The organism is Nitrospina gracilis 3/211, assembly GCF_000341545.2.
Lineage (GTDB): Bacteria > Nitrospinota > Nitrospinia > Nitrospinales > Nitrospinaceae > Nitrospina > Nitrospina gracilis.
Window position 1 is genome coordinate 1,803,995 of the sequence record NZ_HG422173.1, and the last position, 19,117, is coordinate 1,823,111.

Consider the following 19,117-nt stretch of genomic DNA (forward strand, 5'->3'; position numbering starts at 1 on the left):
CATGAAACAATACAGGTTTGGATTGCGTTGGTTTCCTGCCGTGCTTATGGTTTTGATTGGAGGCCTGGGTTGGGGGTGTGGTTCTTCTTCAGTGAGTTATGAATCCTGTCTGAATGATGGATACTGCACGGGCAAGGTGAAAGTGACTCGTTATTCGGGGTCGTTGCCGCTGTCTCCTCTGTCCGGCTTCTGGACGGCGGCGCAGGGTCCGGAACGGAAAGTCATCGAACTCGGCCCGCAGTTGATCACCAATCCGCAATGGCCCGATCCGTCGATCAAGAAAGTCACTCTCAGCGCGGCGCGCACGGATACGGAGTTTGCCGTGCGGCTGGAATGGGAGGACACGACGCGCGACGATGGACTGGACGACTCCCGCCTCTATACGGATCAGGCTGCGGTGATGTTTCCGTTGAAGGCGACCGGCACGCCTCCTCCCGTCACCATGGGTGCAGAAGGGGAGATGGTGAACATCTGGCAATGGAAAGCCGCGCGGCAGGTGGAAGTCGATGCGCTTCGCCAGACAGTGAAAGACCCGTCCACCATCAAATCGCCGGTGGAAGATTTGAATGCTGAGGGCTTCAGCACTCTCACCCGCCAGGCCCAGCAGGATGTGCAGGGGCATGGGGTGCGAACCGAGACCGGATGGGTTGTGGTGTTCAAGCGTGCATTGAAAACGGGGGATGAGCTCGACCGGCCTTTGGATGCGGCCACCCCGCTCGCCGTCGCCATCTGGGACGGCGGCAATCGCGAGACCAACGGGCAGAAGGGGCTCGCGGGGTGGATCGTGCTGGAGTATATATAAAGGGGTTTGTTCAGGCCTGCTGAACCGTAAGGTTGTGGCTGAACTTTTCGAATGTGCCTTCGAGATGAGGCACCAGCTTTTCCTTCAACTCATCCGGGACGAAATTTATTTTCTCCACCGGCCAGTTTTCCACCTGGAAAATGTCCAACCCTTCCTTCTTGTACGGTCCTTCCAACGCCTCCTCGTAGCCGTAGGCCAGCGCATTGGCGTAAACCTTGTGGTATTGCTCCTCCACGTCGGAACGGTGGCTCATGCCGGTCACAAACTTTCCGTACAGTTCCTTGATGATGGGATTGGCATGCTCCTCGAAGTCCGGAGTGAGTGCCGGCCTCAGCGTGAAGTAGGTGATGAGGATGTCCTGCAGCAGGAATTTGAGTTCATCGACTCCCGCAATTCGCGGGCGGTGATCGATGTCCAGAAGCTCGCGCAGCTGGCGTACATTGCGGATCATGTCGAAGATGATGGATTCCGCCCAGGTGGCCGAGTTGGGAACGAAAAACACCCGGGCAAAGTTGATGCGCCGCGAAATGTCCACCATCTGCATGGCGGTGGTCGGGCGCCGGCGGTTGGAGTAGGGGATCACGTCCCCCCACGTTGGCTGGCCCAGTTGAATCCGGTACTCGCGGAACTGTTCCGTCATGCTGTCGCGGTAGTACCGCATCAGCATCTCGAACACTTCCGGTTTGTCAAGCGGGGTCCCCTGAGGGAAGTTGACGATGGAATAGAGACGTTTGACATTGGTGCGCGACACACCTGTAGGGTCGGCAACGAGGTAGGAGCCGCCCCACATGCCGGCAGTCAACGGGACTTCGATTCCCAGGTCCGACCCAATACGTTCGCTGACTTCCGAAGCGATTTCCTGAAATAAATCGTGCAGGTAGTACAGGTTGATACGGGTCGCGCTCACCAATAATTTATTGGGCGCTTCTGGTGCCATGATCTCCATTTGCCTTGCTCCCTTCCTTGTTGGACAAGAAAGAAGCAAGGATTAGCATGAGCGGTTCGCAAAAGAAATCGAGCCATCTCCTACACAGCGTGCGGGAGATGCCCAATTTCTTACCAACGAGAGCGAGAACGAGAACTTTTTACAGTGGGTATCGAATTAATACCGACTAATCCGTTACCGCACCTTTGGAGGACGAAGCAACCAATTTGGCGTACTTGGCAAGCACGCCGGTCTGATATTTGATGGGCGGGGCCTTCCATTCGGCCCGCCGGGCTTGCATTTCCTCACTGCTCAAACTCACCTCAATGAGGTTGCGGTCGACGTCGAGCGTGATCGAGTCGCCTTCGCGGACCAGCGCAATCGGTCCGCCTTCCTGCGCTTCGGGTGCAATGTGTCCGACAACCAGTCCGAAAGTGCCTCCTGAAAACCGGCCGTCGGTGATCAAACCGACCTTGTCACCCAAGCCTTTTCCGACAATCGCTGATGTCGGTGCCAGCATTTCACGCATGCCGGGTCCGCCTTTTGGCCCTTCATAGCGGATGACAATGATGTCTCCTTCTTTGATTTTATTTTCAATAATTGCATCCAGACACTCTTCTTCGCTTTCAAAAACGCGGGCCGGTCCGGTGAGAACGTGTGTCTTGATGCCCGAAACTTTTGCAACGGCCCCCTCTGGTGCGAGGTTGCCTTTCAAGATAACGAGGTGTCCTTCCTTCGCTTTGGGTTGGTCCAACGGAAGGATGACATCCTGGTTCGCCGCCGGCTGATCCGGTACGTCTTTCAGGTTTTCAGCGATCGTTTTGCCGGTGCAGGTCATGCAGTCGCCGTGAAGCAACCCTGCATTCAACAACAACTTCATGACTTGCGGAATGCCTCCGGATCGATGAAGGTCAACCGTAACATATCGGCCGGAAGGCTTCAAATCGCAGAACAACGGCACGCGCTTGCGGATGGTTTCGAAGTCGTCGATTGAAAGCCCGATGCCCGCACTGTGCGCGATTGCCAGCAGATGAAGGACCGCATTGGTGGAACCGCCGACCGCCATGACCACCGTGATGGCGTTCTCCAGCGACTTTCGCGTGATGATATCGCGCGGCAGGATGTTGTTCCTGATCAGGTTCATCAAAGCGATACCGCTTTCGCGCGTGCTGTTTTCCTTTTCCTTGTCTTCGTTGGACATGGTCGAACTGTACGGCAGGCTCATGCCCATCGCCTCGAACGCCGACGACATCGTGTTGGCGGTGAACATGCCGCCACACGACCCGAAACCGGGACATGCGTTCTTTTCGATGTCGGTCAATTCGTCCTGGTCGATGGTCCCGGCGCTGAACTTGCCGACGGCTTCGAACGCGCTGACGACCGTGAGATCCTGATCGCCCAGGTGGCCGGGCTTGATGGTGCCGCCGTACACGAAAACGGCGGGGATGTTGAGCCGCGCCATGGCGATCATGGCGCCGGGCATGTTCTTGTCGCAGCCGCCGATGGCGAGCACGCCGTCCATGGACGAACCCCGGCATACGGTTTCGATCGAGTCGGCGATGACTTCGCGGCTGACCAGCGAACATTTCATGCCTTCGGTGCCCATGCTGATGCCGTCGCTGATGGTGATGGTGCCGAACATCTGCGCCATGCCGCCGTTGTTGTAAATCTCCGCAGAGGCAATGTCCGCCAGCTTGCCCAGTCCCGCATTGCAGGGCGTGATGTTGCTCTGTCCGTTGGCAATGCCCACGATCGGCTTCTCGAAATCTTCGTCCTTGAAGCCCACTGCGCGCAACATGGCGCGGTTGGGCGCACGGCGGTCGCCTTGGGTGATCGTTCGGCTGCGGGGATTGAGCGGTGTTTCACTGGCGTCTGACATGATCTTCTCCTTAGAGTCTCTCCAATTTGTTTATGAATAGGGTGAATTGACCGTTCATCATATAACGGCCGGGACGGATTTGAAAACAAAAATGGCGGAATCAGCCTTCCACGCGGTGCAGGGCGGGGCGTGTGAAGTAACCCGCCCCCTTCGGCGCGTGCGCCACGGCGTAATACACAGGGCTTGGGGAAGGCGAAAGGCGGGCCTGCCAGCGGTTCACCTCGATCTCGTGCGAAAAGGGCACGAGCGGCGTCTTGCGGTCGCCGGACCAGGTGCGGAGCTTTGTCGATCCGTTTTGCGGCAGGCGCGCGCGCATGAACCCCGGCAGGTGAAACGTGCGCTGGTGGTACAGGTAATCGAGCTTGAGCAAATCAAGCGCCAGCGGATCGTTCAGCAAATCGAAGCATTCGGCCAGAAACAGGTACTGGCGGTCGAGTGAGATGCCGCCGTGAAACCCGGTGTGCTGTTCGACGTGAGCCAGCAGGCGGTCGAACACCTCGATGGGGGGCTGGTCGCGCAGGATGTGTTCCAGCGTGAAGCGGAAGCGTTGCGAGTTGTAGAACAGGTCAAACATTTCGGTGAAGCGTTTCAGGTAACTGAACTGTTCGGCGGACACAAGCCGGTTGGCAATCACTTCATACGGGGGCGTGGAAAGGTAGCGGTATTTTTCTTTTTCAATCTGGTCCTTCACCGGCGCGCCGGGCAGGAACTTGAGGAATCCCAACTGCACCTCGTGCGGGCGCAGGGCGAACACTTCCTTAAACGATTCCATCATCTGCTCGTACGTCTCGCCGGGCAGGCCGAATATGAGGTCGCAGTGCACATGCACGCGGTCCTGCGCGATCAACTGTTTGATTGTGGCGAACAGTTTGTCGTTGTTCTGTTTTCTCTGGATGGTCTGCTGGACCGGATCGGTGGCGGTCTGGATTCCGATCTCGAACTGGAACATGCCCGGCGGCACGGTGTCGAGAAACTCAAGCATGCCGTCGTTGAGCAAGTCGCCCACCACTTCGAAATGAAACTCGACTTCCGGGAACTGCGTGAGCCACTGCATGAGGTCGCGCATGCGGCGCGGTTGCAGGTTGAAGGTGCGGTCGACGAACTTCACCTTGCCGACGCCCGCCTTCACGATGTCCTCGATCTGTTGGCGCACCGCGTGGTCGTCGAAATAGCGAACGGTCTTGTCCAGCGCCGACAGGCAGAACGAGCACAGGTACGGACAGCCCCGCGAGGTCTCGACGTACGCGTAGCGATTTTTCAGATACGGCCAGTCTTCTTCCGTGTAGGGGGCGTGGAGGTCCGGCAGGTCGCCGCCGTAAACAAGCCAGCGTTCCAGCACGTCTGGCGGCGGCGATTCGTTGTTCGCGGCGTAACCCAGGTACTCGACGAAACGCGCCTCGCCCTCGCCGGAAATGATGGTGTAGTCGTCGGTGTGCGGCATTTCGAACGACACCTCCGGTCCGCCGAGCACAATCTTCAAATCCGGATTCTGCTTCTTCAAATATTCGACCAACTCGAAGCATTGCCTGCGGTTCCAGATATACACGCCGATGCCCAGGATATCGGGCCGGTGTTTCTGGATTTCGGCGGCGATTTTCCACACCGGCTGGTGGATGGTGAACTCCTCGATCCACACATTCTTATAACCCGAACGGCGGGCGGCGTTGCGCAAATAGCGCAGGCTGACCGCGGTATGGATGAACTTCGCGTTGAGCGTGATGAGACCGATCGAGGGTTGCATGGCTTCAAGGATAGCATTACTGCGGGGTGGGTGGTAAGCGTTATCTCTTTTGGCAGACGCGGCAGAAGAAGGTGGAGCGGCCGGAGTGGACTTTGCGCACGATAGGGGCGCCGCATCGCTTGCACGGTTGGTTCTCACGGCCGTACACGGTGAGGTCCAGTGTGTAGTAACCCGGTGATCCATCCGCGCTGAAAAAATCACGCAAGGTCGTCCCGCCAGAGGCGATGCTTTTCTCCAGCGTGACCCGCAGGGTGGCGAGCAGTGTTTCCCATTGCGGCAGGGTGAGTTTGCTGGCGGGGCGGTTGGGATGGATGAGTGCCGCGTGCAGGGACTCGCAGGCGTAGATGTTGCCGATGCCCGCCAGCCGCGTGGCGTTCATGAGGAATCCCTTGATCGGCCCCTTGCAGGTACGGGCGCGTGCTTTCAGGTCCTTCGCCGTGGTGGTGGGCGCGAGCGGGTCGGGTCCCAGATGATCGATCAGCGGATGGCCCTTGCCGTCAGGCACCCACAGAATGCAGCCGAAGCGGCGCGGGTCGACGAAGTGGAGATAGATGTCCGGCTCGAAATGAAATACGGCGTGGTCGTGTTTGTGGATGGGGGTGAGCGACGGACCCTGCTCGACCCTGCCGCTCATGCCAAGGTGCCACAGCATGGCCCCGCCAGAAAAATGCAGTAACAGGTATTTGCCGATGCGGGTGATGTCGGAGAGCACCGCGCCGGTGAGAGTTTCCGTCAGGGTTTCGGTCGGGATGGGAAAGCGCAGATCGGGCCGGTAAAATTTCAACGCGGCCAGGCGTTTTCCGGGAATGAGCGGCAACAACGCCCGGCGCAGGGTTTCGACCTCCGGCAGTTCGGGCATGGGGCGGGCGGCTGTGCCTCAGGCGGCAGGATCGGCGGGTTTGTCCCCGCTCGGTTTTTTGGCGGTGGCGACTTTGGCCGGAAGCAGGACGCGTCCGTTCATCTTGTAACCGCGCACGTATTCCTCAATGACGGTGTTTTCCTCGTGCTCGTGCGACTCGATCTGCGCCAGGACCTCGTGTACGGAGGGATCGAACTTCTCGCCGACGGCGGTGATGGGTTCGACCTTTTCCTTCTCGAAGATCGCCTCGAATTGCTTGGCGGTCATGCGCACGCCTTCCTTCAGGCTTTCCACGTTGGTGTCCGGCGCCTTGAGCGCGCGGTCGAGGTTGTCGAACACCGGAATGAGGCTTTTGATGAGCTTCTGGTTGGCGAAGGCGATGGCGTCTTCCTTTTCCTTGGTCAGGCGGCGGCGGATGTTTTCCACATCGGCGCGCATGCGGAGCACTTCGTTCCGCATTTCGGCGAGTTCCTCGTCCTTTTTTTTAAGAAGCGTCTCCGCGGAGTCCTCGTTCACCACTTCCGGTTCCGCCGCATCATTGGCAGGCTCTCCCGTTTCGGCGGCGTCTTCGGCGTCGATTTTCTTTTCCTCTTCGGCTTTATCGTAGGTGTCGCTTTTCTTACTCATAATGCGGTTGGCACTCCTTTATTTATTTGTCAAAAACTCCGACACGTTGTCTGCGGTCGAGTTCACGATTCCGATCATTTTCTGATAATCCATGCGCTTGGGACCGAACACCGCGAGCGTGCCCAGTTTTTCTTCGCCCATGCGGTAGTTCTGCGCGATGAGGCTGAAGCCTTCCAGATCCTCGTCCGGGTTTTCCTCGCCGATCAACACGGTGAGGCCGTCTTCCAGCATGCACTGGTCGAGCAGTCTGATTAGCTTCGCCTTTTCCTCGACGGTTTTCATGAGTCGCTTCATCTTCTCGACGTTTTCGGAAAACTCCGGCTGGTCGAGCAGGTTGATGAGGCCGTCGATCAACAGCTCCGCGTTGTGCTCGTCGGGGAACATCTGCACCCACAGCTCGCTCGCTCTTTTCACCAGTTCGTTGTAGCGCGCCCGTTCATTTTTTTACGGTGCTGAAGTTCCTGCCGAATGGCTTTCAGCGACCGCCCGCCGAACTCGCGGTTCAGGTAATTGGAAACTGCGTTCAATCGATCCTGCGACAGCGCCTCGCCGGTTTCGATGATCTTGTTCTGCAACATGCCCATCTGCGACTCGAACACCGCCAGCAGTTTGCCGGAGGTGAGGTGGATGAACTGGATGTTCTTGAGCGCGAGGTCCCAGAAGCTGGGCACCATCACCAGCCCCGCCTGGTGCGAACAGGTGGAGAGAAACGAACACGCCGACTCCAGAATCTCATCCAGCGAATGTTGCTGGAGATCGCGCGGGAACGCCGCCAGCGGCGCGGGGTTCTGGATCTGAATCTGCAACAGCTCGTTGACGAAAAACCGGTAGCCCTGGTCGGTGGGGACGCGTCCCGCCGAGGTGTGCGGCTGGTGCAGGAACCCCATTTCCTCCAGGTCCGCCATCACGTGGCGTATGGTGGCAGGACTCAGGCGCTGCTCAAGATTGCGCGAGATGGTGCCGGAACCGACGGGTTCCGCCGTGGTGATGTAATTGCTCACCGTCTCCATCAGAATGGTGCGCGATCTGTCGTCTATACGGGTCGAGGGCATGGTTGTGATAAGGTCCTGATTTATAACCGTCCAAATATTTAAAATTAGCAATGTCCACGGGGTATGTCAACCTTTCACAGGCTGACGGGAAAGACGGAAACGCTTATGGAATGGGAATTTACGGGGCTGATGGCCGAAAGGGGCGGGCAGCGGGGTTTATTTGTCCACGATCTGCGTGCCGACGCCTTCTTTCGTGAAGATTTCGAGCAACAGGGAGTGGCGCACACGGCCATCGATGATGTGAGTTTTGCCGACGCCCGCTTTCAACGCGTCGAGGCAGCAGTTCACCTTGGGCAACATGCCGTCCTTGATGACTTTGGATTTGATGAGTTCCTGCGCTTTTCGCCGGGTGAGGTTGGGAATGAGTTTGCCGTTTTTACCCTTCACACCCTCGGTGTCGGTCATGAGCAGGAGCTTTTCCGCCTTCAGCGCGGATGCGACTTTCGAAGCGACGATGTCGGCGTTGATATTGAGCGTTTCGCCCTTGTCGCCCTGGCCGATCGGCGCGATGACGGGGATGAACCCGGCTTCGTCGATTTCCTGCAGGATGCGCACGTTCACTTGCGTGATCTCGCCCACCAGGCCAAGATCGATGATCTCCGACTGGTTCGTCTCCGGCGATTTCTTGACGTGCTTGTACCGCTTCGCCTGGATGAGGTTGCCGTCCTTGCCGGTGATGCCCACTGCGTTGCCGTCGTGGCTGTTGATGAGCGTCACGATATCCTGGTTCACCTTGCCGCCGAGAACCATTTCCACCACATCGATCATTTCTTTGGAGGTGATGCGGTGGCCGTCGATGAACTGCGACTCGATGCCGAACATCTCAAGGGTCTTGCCGATCTGCGGGCCGCCGCCGTGCACGATGACGGGATTGATGCCGATGTACTTCATCATCACCACGTCCAGCGCGAAGGTATCCTTCAATTCTTCGGAAACCATGGCGTTGCCACCGTACTTGATGACGAATGTTTTCCTGTAAAAGCTTTTGATGTAAGGCAGGGCCTCGATCAGCATCTCGGCTTTGTTGATCAATGCTTCCATGTTTCGGTCCATTACAGGATGTAGCGGCTCAGGTCCTGGTCCTCTATGATGCCACCCAGTTTTTCTTTCACCTGTGAGCCTTCAATGGTTACGGTTTGCGCCTCCATCGTCGAGGCGTCGAACAACAGGTCTTCCAGCAGTTTTTCCATGACGGTTTGCAGTCTGCGTGCGCCAATGTTCTCGGTGCGTTCGTTGACCTGCGCCGCCATCGACGCGATCTCTTCGATTGCGTCGTCGGTGAACGTGAGGTCGATGCCCTCGGTATTGAGCAGTGCCGAGTACTGCTTGATGAGCGCATTGCCCGGTTCCGTGAGGATGAGCACGAAATCCTTTTGCGTGAGCGACTCCAACTCGACGCGGATCGGGAATCGTCCCTGAAACTCCGGGATCAGGTCCGACGGTTTCGATGAATGGAACGCGCCGGCTGAGATGAACAGGATGTGATCGGTCTTGACGATGCCGTACTTGGTGGAGACCGATGCGCCTTCGACAATGGGCAGGAGGTCGCGTTGAACCCCTTCACGGGAAACGTCGGGTCCGCCGCTCATGCCGGAGCGCGCGGTGATCTTGTCGATTTCGTCGATGAACACGATACCGCTTTGCTGGGCCCTTTCGACCGCTTCCTGGTTGACCTTGTCCTGGTCCACCAGTTTTTCCGCTTCCTCCTGCGTCAGCACCTTCAATGCCTCCGGCACTTTCATTTTCTTGTGGGAGGTTTTTTTCGGCATCAGGTTGCCCAGCATGTCCTTGATGTTGGAATCCATGTCCTCCATGCCGGGCGGTGACATGATATCGACCATGTACGGCGACTTGGCCTGCACCTCGATCTCCACGTCGCGGTCGTCGAATTTGCCTTCGTGCAGATATCCGCGGAACTTCTCACGCGTCTGCTGGTACTGTTGCTGGCCGAGGTCGTCCAGTTCGTATTCCTTCTGGCCCGGGTGCCGCTGGCTGGGGTGCGGCGGCAGAAGTATGTCGAGCAGGCGCTCTTCCGCCCCTTTCCTGGCCTCCTTCTGCACGTCCTCTTCCTGCTCCTGCCGCACCATGTTGCGCGTCAGTTCCACCAAGTCGCGGATCATCGACTCCACATCGCGGCCGACGTAGCCGACTTCGGTGTACTTCGATGCCTCGACTTTGATGAAGGGCGATTTCGACAGCTTCGCCAGCCGCCTTGCGATTTCTGTCTTGCCGACCCCGGTGGGGCCGATCATGAGAATATTTTTCGGGGCGACTTCCTCGCGCAGTTCCGGATCCAACTGCTGACGCCGCCAGCGGTTGCGGAGCGCCACGGCGACGGCGCGCTTGGCTTTTTCCTGACCGACGATGAACCGGTTGAGTTCGTGCACGATGGCCTTCGGCGTGAGTGCCGCCAAAAACGTTTCCCGTTCTTTAACGGTTTTCGGGGTCTGGGTCGAGAGATCCGCCATCGTTCACAACTCCTCGATGGTGAGATGATCATTGGTGTAGATGCAGACGTCCTGCGCAATCTTCATGGCCTCTTCCACGATCTGCCGGGCGGTCAGGCTCGAGTGGCGTGCCAGCGCTTTCGCGGCCGACTGCGCAAACATGCCTCCGGAGCCGATGGCGATGATGCCGTCGTCCGGTTCGATCACGTCGCCCGTTCCGGAAATGAGGAAGCTGTTATCCTTGTTCGCAACGAGAAGCATGGCTTCCAGCCGGCGCAGGAGTTTGTCGGTGCGCCAGTCCTTGGCCAGTTCCACCGCCGCGCGTGACAGGTTGCCGTTGTATTTTTCCAGCTTTTCCTCGAACCGCGCAAACAGGGCGAACGCATCCGCCGTGCCGCCGGCGAATCCGGCAATGATCTGGTTGTTGTACATCCGGCGGACCTTTTGCGCCGAGTGCTTCATCACCGTCGGGCCGAGTGTCACCTGCCCGTCGCCGCCCATGGCGACCTGCCCCTGGTGGCGGACGGACAATATTGTTGTTCCATGTGGTGTCTGGGAATCCATGTGGACCGGGTATTTTTAAAGCGGGTTGGCAATGCAGGTTTCCGTGGTTTCGTGGAAAACCGTCCTGCTTTTTTATCATGGTTTGGCCGAATTGGCATCCAATTGTTGGGCGCGTGGGTGGGATTTGTCATAAGTCTCCATCAGCCGGTCGATGGTCAGATGCGTGTATTTCTGCGTGGTGGAGAGACTGGCGTGTCCCAGCATTTCCTGAATGGAACGCAAATCCGCCCCGCCTTCGAGCAAATGTGTTGCGAAGGAATGACGCAGGGAATGGGGGGACACCCCTTTTGAAAAGGCCGGTCCCAGGTAGCGGTGGAGGATCTTGCGCACCCCGCGCACCGTCACCGCTCCGCCGCGGGTGTTGAGGAACAGTTGCGCGGGAGGCAGCTCTGGTTTTTTCTTTGCGAGCAGTGCCTGCCTCTCTTTCATATAAGCGCGGACCGCATCCGCGGCTTTCCGGCCGAGGGGCAAAATGCGTTCTTTTTTTCCCTTGCCGAGCACATTGACCCGGCGCTCGTCGAGGTGAATGGAGGCGAGGGTAAGTCCGGTCAACTCGCTGATACGCATGCCGGTGCCGTAGAACAACTCCAGCATGGCGCGGTCGCGTATGCCGAGAAACCCTTCCTTTGCGGGAAGCTCCAGCAGGCGGAACATCTCGTCCACCGTGAGGTAGGCGGGGAGCGCGTTCTTTTTTCGCGGCGCCGGGATGGTTTTCACTACGTTGGTTTTGATATAGTTCTCCCTGCATAGAAACTGGAAAAAGGTGCGAAGCGCCGACAACTTGCGGTTCATGGTGCTGCCGGTGCAGGATTGTTCATATAGGTATGCGAGGTACGAACGCACCGCCAGCCGGTCGACCTGGTGGATGTCGATCGTCCCGTCTGCGGTGCAGGCATGCCCAGTCTGGCGCAGGAACCCCGCGAACTGCTCGAGGTCTTTCAGGTAACCCGTCACCGTATTGGGCGAGGCATTTTTCTCCCCCACCAGGTGGGTGCGGAAGGATTGGATCAGTTTATCCATGATTTGGCCATAGTTTTCAATGATATACACTGTATCCCCCGAAGCGGGGGAAGTCAAGGCGGCGGTCTTTGGCCTTGCTGGGAGACATTATGTGGGGTCGGTTGTGCGGGTGTGTGCAGGAAATTTTTAAAAACATTCAGAAAAAACTCATCTAATATGTAATTCGCAATCCAACCATGAAAAGGCAATCGGTATGCTTATGAGTCCAGAAGAAGAACAAAAGGCACGGGAGAACCTGCGCATTCTCTCCGAGTTGCGGGAGAAAACGGAACTGCTCTCCGAACATGTGGAGAACCGCAAGCAGGCGTTGGAAGAAGAGATCGAAGAAAGCCTGCATGAAGCCATTTCCAACGCGCGCGACAGTCTGGAGAAGATTTCCGAAAACATCGAGCCCAAACTGCAGAACACCATTCAACAGCGGCTCGATGTCCTGCGCCAGCAAATGGATGAATGGAAGTACGATGCGCGTGAAATGGTTAAAGACGAGATTGGCAAACAGGCCGACGCGTTAAACCAGAAACTGTTGGATGCACAGGACGCCCGTATTCAGCAAAAGGTGGATGCCATCCGTGACGACATGCAGGCAAAAATGGAAGAAACCTTGAAAGCCGAGATCGCCTCCCAACTCGATACCGTGAAGAAGGAAACGGACGACAAGCTGGCAGGTCTCAAGACGCTTGCGCTGACCGGGCTTGGCCTGGGCGCGGCGGCTCTCGTTGCGGCGGCAGCGACGTGGCTGGTGCGTTGACGACGGATCAGGTGATCAGCCAGAACAACAGGAACAAGGCCAGAGATGTAAAAATCACCTGATAGGTGAAACTGAAACCGGGCCCTGTGAACAGAATTCCCACAGTCATTGCACACAGAATGACAAAGCCCAGGATCAACCGGGTTTTTTCGGATAACTTTTGTTTCATGAAAACGGATTGTAGCGGAGTGTGGTCTGGAAGGAAAGAAAAACGGTACAAGGGAGCCTTGCTTTCCTCCTCAATAAAATAGCTTCTTGATTTCCTCAACCAGAAAGATGTCGTCGATTTCCGACATCACGTCCTTGTATTCAATCGGTTGATCGTCTTCCTTCAGCAATATGCCGAACTCCGACTCGTTGCCACCAAACCGTGGATACGATTCCAGGTATTCGCGGATATCATCAAGCTCAAACGCTTCCTTGATTTCCTCAACAAAGTCGTTGCGCAACTGGCTGAGATCCTCGATTTTTTCGAGAGCTTTCTGGTAATTGTTCTGGATGGCGAGCAGGTATCCCTGGTGGATTTCCGTGTTTCCGGAAAGGGGTGATTCGACTGCCTCGTCCTCACCGGTTTCCCCGGCGTTGTAAAGAAATTCGACTTTCGCTTCCGCCTGTTTGAGGGCCAGTATCAGCGAATAAAACTTTTCACCGATGAGGAAAGAAAGCCCGTCATAGGCACCCAGTTCCTCCGCCATGTCGACGGCGGTTCGGCAGTAATCCCGAATCTGATGATAGTCCAGCGATTCCATCGCAAATCCTCCCCGGGAAGGGGTTAAATCCTCTACCTATATTTTCGGCAATATTTCCGGAAAACTCAACAATTATTGTGGGACGGGTGCCTTCGTCTGGAAAGAGGGTCCGGCCGATGGGCATAAAAAAAGCGCCCCCGGCCTTTTGCCGGGAGCGCTGCAATAGGACAATTTCCTACGTTTTTCAAAACTTGGAATTGCACTGTTTCTCCAGGTCGGTATTCACGATAAAACCACACTGGCTTTGTTCCTTATTCACCACGGCGTAGCAATAGGCCTGTTTATCCCGGCTTCTGATGAGCGAACAATAATAGGAACTGTGATTTTTATTTTGGTAACGGTTTTTCTTTTCTTCCGCTGTGAGCTTTTTCTCGATTTCAAAGGCCCGGCAGAGGTTCTTTTCGTCCATATCATTGACGGCGGCACAGGGGTCGGGTTCGGCTTTCGGGTCGGCAAGGGCCACGGAGGGAACCCCCACCGCCAGAGCCGTTACAAGCATCCACAGCCAGAGTTTCTGGGTCATTCTCATCGTTGTCTCCTCGTCAGTTGAATCCACAAAGATGAATATCACTGGGAGGATAGCCCCCCAGGCGAAAGCTATGGAACGGGGCTCTGGTTTGCGTCAATGCCCCCGGCCAGACCCACCAAAATGACTTGGAAAATCCCTTGAAGGGCCTTTTGCCGTTACGTCAAAAACCTACCACGGTTAGGTGGTTTATGCAATATGCAGGGCTCGTGGTTGTGTGCCGGTTTCCTTCTGGGTTTCGGCCGTGATAAAGAAACCCTGGCCGGCCACCCGATTGCTTTATCGACTTGAGGGGGGGCGTCCACCGGGCACGGGTTGATTGCCTGGAGTTTCGATGGGTTGTGTGCCTGTGGATTTCTCCTTGCCGGGGAGCGGGGTGTTTCCCAGGTGGATGGGTTCGGCCACCGTTTCCTCATCTTCACGATGGACCGCAATGACGCGGTCTCCCGGACCGTACACCACCGACATTTCATGGTCGTCACCCATCATGAGCTCACGCGGAGTGGCTATGATTTCCCACAGCAGGATGGAGTAGACATCGAGAGCGAAATTGGCCAGCGCCCGGTCGCCATTCGGCGCGTTGCCCAGTTCGTAACGATACCAGTCTGTACGCTGGCCGCTCTGCTGGTCCGTGTGAAACGGGGTTCCCAATTCCTTCTCCACCATGGATCGCGAGGCGCCAGGTTGAATGACGGCAAAGTTGGGTTCCGGATCGCCGGACAAAGCCATGATGACGGAACAGCCGGAGGCCATAAACAGGATTGCGAGAAAAGCGATGCCGTGAAGGGTGTGGCGTTTAAACATGGCGGGTTTCTCCATAATTCTGCGGAATGAATTCGTACCGAAAGTCCGAAATGAATTGTCACCGATCTGCGGAGTTTTTGAAAGTATTTTTGAAACCCGGGGCTTAGAGAAAAATGAATTTTGCGCAAAAACCCAACCGCATTTCAAAAAGGCGGGCCGCACTGGCCCCCTCCCCGCCACCGGTGGGGGCGGCGGGTGCCTGAGATGGGGATGCCAGTGCGGCGCTTGGCCGAATCATCCGTGAATCGGTTACAGCATCAGGGCGTCTTCGCGGTCGAGGTCGTTGACCACTTCCCAATTACCGCCTCCGGTTTCCACCTTCTGCTGCCAGATTTTCAACCGGTCCACGTACTCTTCCGGATTCACGTTGTCGGCGCGCAGCTTGGTCACGTTCAACGCGCGCACCTTGAATCCGTCGAGGGTGAACTTGAGGTTGCGGTTGTAGCCCTCCGGCAGTTCCTCCTTGAGGTCGGAGTAGATGAGGATGTGCTTGTTCGAGGCCTCGACTTCATTCAGGTACTCGATGGCCTGGAACAAACCGCCGGAGATGTCCGTGTACTGACTGCCTTTCACTTTCTCGACGAAGTCGTTGACGATCTCGGCAAACTTGCGTTTCTGCGCGTTGGCCACGGACGGCCGCGAGTCGAACGTCACCTTGGCGACGATGTCCTTCTCGCTGAAGCTGGCGCTGTCGATGCGTGCCACGGCCATGGTGTCACCGGGACCGAGCGTTCCCAGCAGGTAGTTGATGATCTGCTGGGCCTTCCTCAACTCCTTCGTGTAGGTACCGGATGTGTCGAGCAGAAGGTACACGCCCCGGCTGTTTGAGGCCTGCTCGGCGCATCCGTAGAAAAACAGGATGCATAATAGAACTGAAATCATTCGTTTCATTTTGCCACCTGTTCGATTCGGGTTTTAGAATCCATCAGCATCTCCGCGGTGGGCGGGGTTCCACTGCCCGCTTCGCCGGAGGATTTGTGACGGGTTTTCAACATCTGCTCCAGCCACAAAGGCAGGAAGATGAAGATGTCGTACACATGGGTCATCAACAGACCCAGGTTTTTGAAGCCGCTCCCAAGAATGCGGAACAGCACCGCGAGACTGCGGATGGTCAACGCCAGCAGGTCGCCGAACACGCTGCGGCAGGAATGCATGAGCGTCTCCAGCGGAATGGCGACGAAGGTCAGGGCGAAGGGCAGGATGAAACCCATCACCATCTGGCCGAGCATCGGAATCCAGGAGTTGACGCCGCTCACCGGCACGGCTTCCAGTTCACCGCCGGTGGCCGTCAGCGAATGACGGAGCGCGCTCAGGTCCATGGCGATCTGGTCGCGCATGAACGCCAGCGCCGCTTCCACACACGCCAGCGTGAACAGGATGCCGAACGTGACCCAGATCATGCGGATGCGCAGGCGGTCGTCCATGGTGCCGATCACCGGGAACAAGCGCGTGAAGCGCAACGCTTCCATCAAAAACAACCCCATCGACATCTCGACGAAGATGATGACGAGCGCCGCGATGTCCGACACCTTCATGCCACCGATCTGCGCGGTGGAGCCGACCATCTCGGACATGGGCAGGGCGATGAGGTTGAAGTTGATGATGGCGCCGCCGGTGGCGATGAGCACGACGAGCAATGATACTGCAAACTGCACCGCCGCCGAGGCGCGCAAAGTCCGTTCCGCCTTGTCGGTCTTGTTGATGATCTCGACGTAGCGGTCCATGTGCTGGTCGATGTCGCGGGCCCGGTCGAGCAGGCCGCGCAGGGTTTTGCCGACTTCGTCCACGGAGTTCACCAGTTTCCGCCAGTACGGGCGCAGGGTCTGCAACAGGGCGTGCCGCTTGGCCACGCTGTCGCGGTACTCGCGCACCACTTCGCGGTGATGTTTCTCCGACGCTTCATGGATGCTCTTCAGGATGTTGGCGGTCAGCGGATTGTTCTTGTGATCGACCTTCAGCTTCGCCACCACTTCCACGGCCTCGATCCATTCCGGCGTCGGCGGCACTTCCTGCCCGCACTGTTTGTAGTCCTCTTCGATCTGCGTGATCTGGTCAGCGATGACCTTCTGCAGTTCGGGATAGCGGGCGAGGTCGCGTTCCACCACCGCGTTCACGCGGAAAAACTCGCGTTCGATCTTACGTTCCATGTGGTCCTGTCCCAATTCCAGCAGGACTTCCTTGTTGCGTTCGCACAGGCGTTTTTCCGCTTTGAACAGTGAGCGGGACGCCAGGCGGAAGCCGGAGTACACCGTCGCCACCAGGCGCTGGAGTCCGGCGTGCACGGGCTTGCGTCCCATGTACAGCGCCATCATCGCAACAAGCATCAACAACGCGGACCAGGCGGGCTGGTTGACCAGCAGGGTCCATAACGTGTTTTGGTTTTCGGGCTGGTTCATGATTTCCTCTCAGGTCATGGTTGTGAAAAACCAATCTATGGAAAACGGATTCCCCTTCCATTCGGTTTCATGCCTGTTTAATGTCGCAATACGCGTACCAAACGGGCTCAAGATGTAAATCTTTTACAAAGGGATTGGATTTCGCCGTGCAAGAGGAATCTTGATTTTAAGAATCAACTGGGGGGGAGGGGAGGGCGTCAAAAACGGTAACAAAAAAAGTCACCCGCGTTTATGATTTTCTGCCCAATGTTCAGAAAATCAGACCCATTGCCGAAACGCCCGGATTTTGACGGCGAAAGAACGCGTGTTGGATTGTTGGCGGCGGCGCGTCGGTTCCATGAATGTGCGATGAAAACCGCCGCCATGTTTTTTCTGTTCAGCCGCGTTCCGAATTGAGCATTAGCACTGTTCAGCGTCCACCCCGCCGCACTTTGCTGAACACGTATTTGGGATTCCATCTGTAGGTCAGGGTTTCGGTGTAGGGATCGTATTGAGTAGCGAGTTTTGTCACCTCCACCCATGTTCTCTCGTCGCAGTCGCCGTGGCATTTGGGAATGGAAAAGTAAGTCACGGTGTGAGTCCGGGGATGATACCGGATCTTCACCAGATAGTTGGCCTCCCACTTGATCTCGTCGTACCAGAACTTGGGTTCCAGTATCAGCAGGGTGAAGAGGTCCCACATGCTGTAATAGGTGGCCCGCCAGCCGGGTGTGGGATCGCCTGTGGGTTCGATCTCGAACTCGTAAATGTACAGTGTGCCTTCGCGGTCGGTGGAGACTTCCACGGGACTGCCGAACTCGTTTTCAATTTCTTCCTGTGTGGTGCCGGTGCGGATGACGGACGGGTCTTCGGTGTCGGGCGTGAGAGCGAGGATGGCAGAGCAACCGGTACTTCCTGCAAGGATGATAAAAAGCGAAACCGAAAGAATGATGCGAATCATTTTCGTGCCCTCCCTTTTTATTCCTGATGTTCCTGCAAACTAGCATGCAGGGATGGATAATGTTTGTATCCTAACCTCCTTCTCGATCGAGTGTTCGATATTGAATGGCTTCGGCGATGTGCTCGGCGGCGACGGCGTTGTCGCCCGCCAGATCGGCAATGGTGCGCGCCACTTTTAAAATACGGTCGTGCGCGCGGGCGCTCATGCCCATCTTGTCAATGGCCGTGGACATGATCTTCTGCGACGCGGCGTCCAGCGGGCAGTGCGTTTTGATCTGCTTCGAACTCATCGACGCGTTGGAAAAAATCTTCGCACTCGAAAAGCGTTGCAGTTGCCGCACGCGCGCCTTCTGCACGCGCTGGCGCAGGACGGACGACGGCTCTCCCACCGTATTCGACGCGAGGTCCTTGTACTCGACGGCAGGCACCTGGATGTGGATGTCGATGCGGTCCATCATCGGTCCCGAAATGCGCGACACGTATTTCTTGATCTGCGGCGGTGTGCACTGGCACTCGCGTTTGGGATCGGTGCGGTAACCGCAGGGACACGGATTCATCGCCGCCACCAGCATGAAGCCGGTGGGGAAGGTGAGCGACCCCGACGCGCGCGAGATGCACACCTGCCGGTCCTCCATCGGTTGACGCAACACCTCGAGCGCGTTGCGTTTGAACTCCGGAAGTTCATCGAGAAACAGCACGCCGTTGTGCGCCAGCGAGACCTCCCCCGGCATCGGCACCTTGCCGCCGCCGATGAGTCCCGCGTCCGAAATGGTGTGGTGCGGCGACCGAAACGGCCGCGTGGCAATGAGTCCCTTGCCGTTGTTCATGAGGCCGAGCACGCTGTGGATTTTCGTTGTCTCGATGGCTTCGTCGAGCGTGAGCGGCGGCAGGATGGTGGGCAGGCGTTTGGCCAGCATGGACTTCCCTGAACCCGGCGGCCCGATGAGGATGATGTTGTGCCCGCCCGCGGCGGCGATCTCCAAAGCGCGCTTCACGTGGTACTGGCCTTTGACGTCGGTGAAATCGAGGTCGTACGCCG

18 protein-coding genes and 1 pseudogene are annotated in these 19,117 nt (G+C 57.1%); 2 read left to right on the plus strand and 17 right to left on the minus strand.

The features are described 5' to 3' along the window. Nucleotides 1-91: 91 nt before the first annotated feature. Nucleotides 92-802, plus strand: a complete 711-nt coding sequence (locus tag TX82_RS08560; RefSeq protein WP_052338233.1) for an ethylbenzene dehydrogenase-related protein — start codon at nucleotides 92-94, stop codon at nucleotides 800-802. 10 nt (nucleotides 803-812) lie between these two features. Here TX82_RS08560 and TX82_RS08565 read toward each other — a convergent pair whose 3' ends face one another. The 10 genes and pseudogenes from TX82_RS08565 to TX82_RS08610 all read right to left on the minus strand — a co-directional run bounded on the left by TX82_RS08565 (nucleotide 813) and on the right by TX82_RS08610 (nucleotide 11,916). Continuing rightward, nucleotides 813-1,739: a hypothetical protein gene (locus tag TX82_RS08565; protein ID WP_144079140.1), complete on the minus strand. Its 927-nt coding sequence runs from the start codon at nucleotides 1,737-1,739 to the stop codon at nucleotides 813-815. Nucleotides 1,740-1,914: 175 nt separating this feature from the next. Further along, nucleotides 1,915-3,606 (minus strand): dihydroxy-acid dehydratase, encoded by a 1,692-nt coding sequence (gene ilvD, locus TX82_RS08570; RefSeq protein WP_005009393.1) that lies wholly within the window; start codon nucleotides 3,604-3,606, stop codon nucleotides 1,915-1,917. Nucleotides 3,607-3,706: 100 nt separating this feature from the next. After that, complete coding sequence (locus TX82_RS08575) at nucleotides 3,707-5,347, minus strand: B12-binding domain-containing radical SAM protein (protein ID WP_042250936.1); 1,641 nt, start codon at nucleotides 5,345-5,347, stop codon at nucleotides 3,707-3,709. A gap of 40 nt (nucleotides 5,348-5,387) precedes the next feature. Next, nucleotides 5,388-6,206: a bifunctional DNA-formamidopyrimidine glycosylase/DNA-(apurinic or apyrimidinic site) lyase gene (gene mutM, locus TX82_RS08580; RefSeq protein ID WP_005009395.1), complete on the minus strand. Its 819-nt coding sequence runs from the start codon at nucleotides 6,204-6,206 to the stop codon at nucleotides 5,388-5,390. Between the two features lie 18 nt (nucleotides 6,207-6,224). After that, nucleotides 6,225-6,833 carry a nucleotide exchange factor GrpE gene (gene grpE / locus TX82_RS08585; protein ID WP_005009396.1) on the minus strand — a complete coding sequence of 203 codons (609 nt, stop codon included), beginning with the start codon at nucleotides 6,831-6,833 and terminating at the stop codon, nucleotides 6,225-6,227. Nucleotides 6,834-6,851: 18 nt separating this feature from the next. Beyond that, a pseudogene (gene hrcA, locus TX82_RS17300) lies at nucleotides 6,852-7,885 on the minus strand (heat-inducible transcriptional repressor HrcA). Nucleotides 7,886-8,041: 156 nt separating this feature from the next. Then, nucleotides 8,042-8,926, minus strand: a complete 885-nt coding sequence (gene argB, locus TX82_RS08595; protein WP_042252269.1) for an acetylglutamate kinase — start codon at nucleotides 8,924-8,926, stop codon at nucleotides 8,042-8,044. Between the two features lie 11 nt (nucleotides 8,927-8,937). Next, a complete protein-coding gene (hslU, locus tag TX82_RS08600) occupies nucleotides 8,938-10,353 on the minus strand; it encodes an ATP-dependent protease ATPase subunit HslU (protein ID WP_005009400.1) in 1,416 nt (471 codons plus the stop codon). A 3-nt stretch (nucleotides 10,354-10,356) separates the two neighbouring features. Next, nucleotides 10,357-10,896 (minus strand): ATP-dependent protease subunit HslV, encoded by a 540-nt coding sequence (hslV, locus tag TX82_RS08605; protein WP_042250939.1) that lies wholly within the window; start codon nucleotides 10,894-10,896, stop codon nucleotides 10,357-10,359. 75 nt (nucleotides 10,897-10,971) lie between these two features. Beyond that, nucleotides 10,972-11,916: a tyrosine recombinase XerC gene (locus TX82_RS08610; protein WP_042252272.1), complete on the minus strand. Its 945-nt coding sequence runs from the start codon at nucleotides 11,914-11,916 to the stop codon at nucleotides 10,972-10,974. Between the two features lie 199 nt (nucleotides 11,917-12,115). Here TX82_RS08610 and TX82_RS08615 point away from each other — a divergent pair, with 199 nt between their 5' ends. Then, on the plus strand, nucleotides 12,116-12,664 hold the full coding sequence (locus tag TX82_RS08615) for a hypothetical protein (RefSeq protein ID WP_052338234.1): 549 nt from the start codon (nucleotides 12,116-12,118) through the stop codon (nucleotides 12,662-12,664). Between the two features lie 239 nt (nucleotides 12,665-12,903). Here the strand turns inward: TX82_RS08615 and TX82_RS08625 are convergent, their stop codons facing one another. The 7 genes from TX82_RS08625 to TX82_RS08655 form a co-directional block, all read right to left on the minus strand. Continuing rightward, nucleotides 12,904-13,413, minus strand: coding sequence for a hypothetical protein (locus tag TX82_RS08625; RefSeq protein WP_005009406.1), 510 nt, complete (start codon nucleotides 13,411-13,413; stop codon nucleotides 12,904-12,906). Between the two features lie 184 nt (nucleotides 13,414-13,597). Continuing rightward, nucleotides 13,598-13,936 (minus strand): hypothetical protein, encoded by a 339-nt coding sequence (locus tag TX82_RS08630; protein ID WP_042250945.1) that lies wholly within the window; start codon nucleotides 13,934-13,936, stop codon nucleotides 13,598-13,600. Nucleotides 13,937-14,218: 282 nt separating this feature from the next. Continuing rightward, nucleotides 14,219-14,743: a hypothetical protein gene (locus tag TX82_RS08635; protein WP_005009409.1), complete on the minus strand. Its 525-nt coding sequence runs from the start codon at nucleotides 14,741-14,743 to the stop codon at nucleotides 14,219-14,221. Nucleotides 14,744-14,992: 249 nt separating this feature from the next. Beyond that, nucleotides 14,993-15,634 carry a vWA domain-containing protein gene (locus TX82_RS08640; protein WP_005009410.1) on the minus strand — a complete coding sequence of 214 codons (642 nt, stop codon included), beginning with the start codon at nucleotides 15,632-15,634 and terminating at the stop codon, nucleotides 14,993-14,995. Beyond that, nucleotides 15,631-17,139, minus strand: a complete 1,509-nt coding sequence (locus tag TX82_RS08645) for a hypothetical protein (protein WP_005009411.1) — start codon at nucleotides 17,137-17,139, stop codon at nucleotides 15,631-15,633. Before TX82_RS08645 ends, TX82_RS08640 begins: the two co-directional genes overlap by 4 nt. Before the next feature lie 409 nt (nucleotides 17,140-17,548). After that, on the minus strand, nucleotides 17,549-18,079 hold the full coding sequence (locus TX82_RS08650) for a hypothetical protein (protein WP_005009412.1): 531 nt from the start codon (nucleotides 18,077-18,079) through the stop codon (nucleotides 17,549-17,551). A 70-nt stretch (nucleotides 18,080-18,149) separates the two neighbouring features. Continuing rightward, nucleotides 18,150-19,117: YifB family Mg chelatase-like AAA ATPase (locus tag TX82_RS08655; protein WP_144079244.1), on the minus strand; the 968-nt coding region annotated here is incomplete at its 5' end.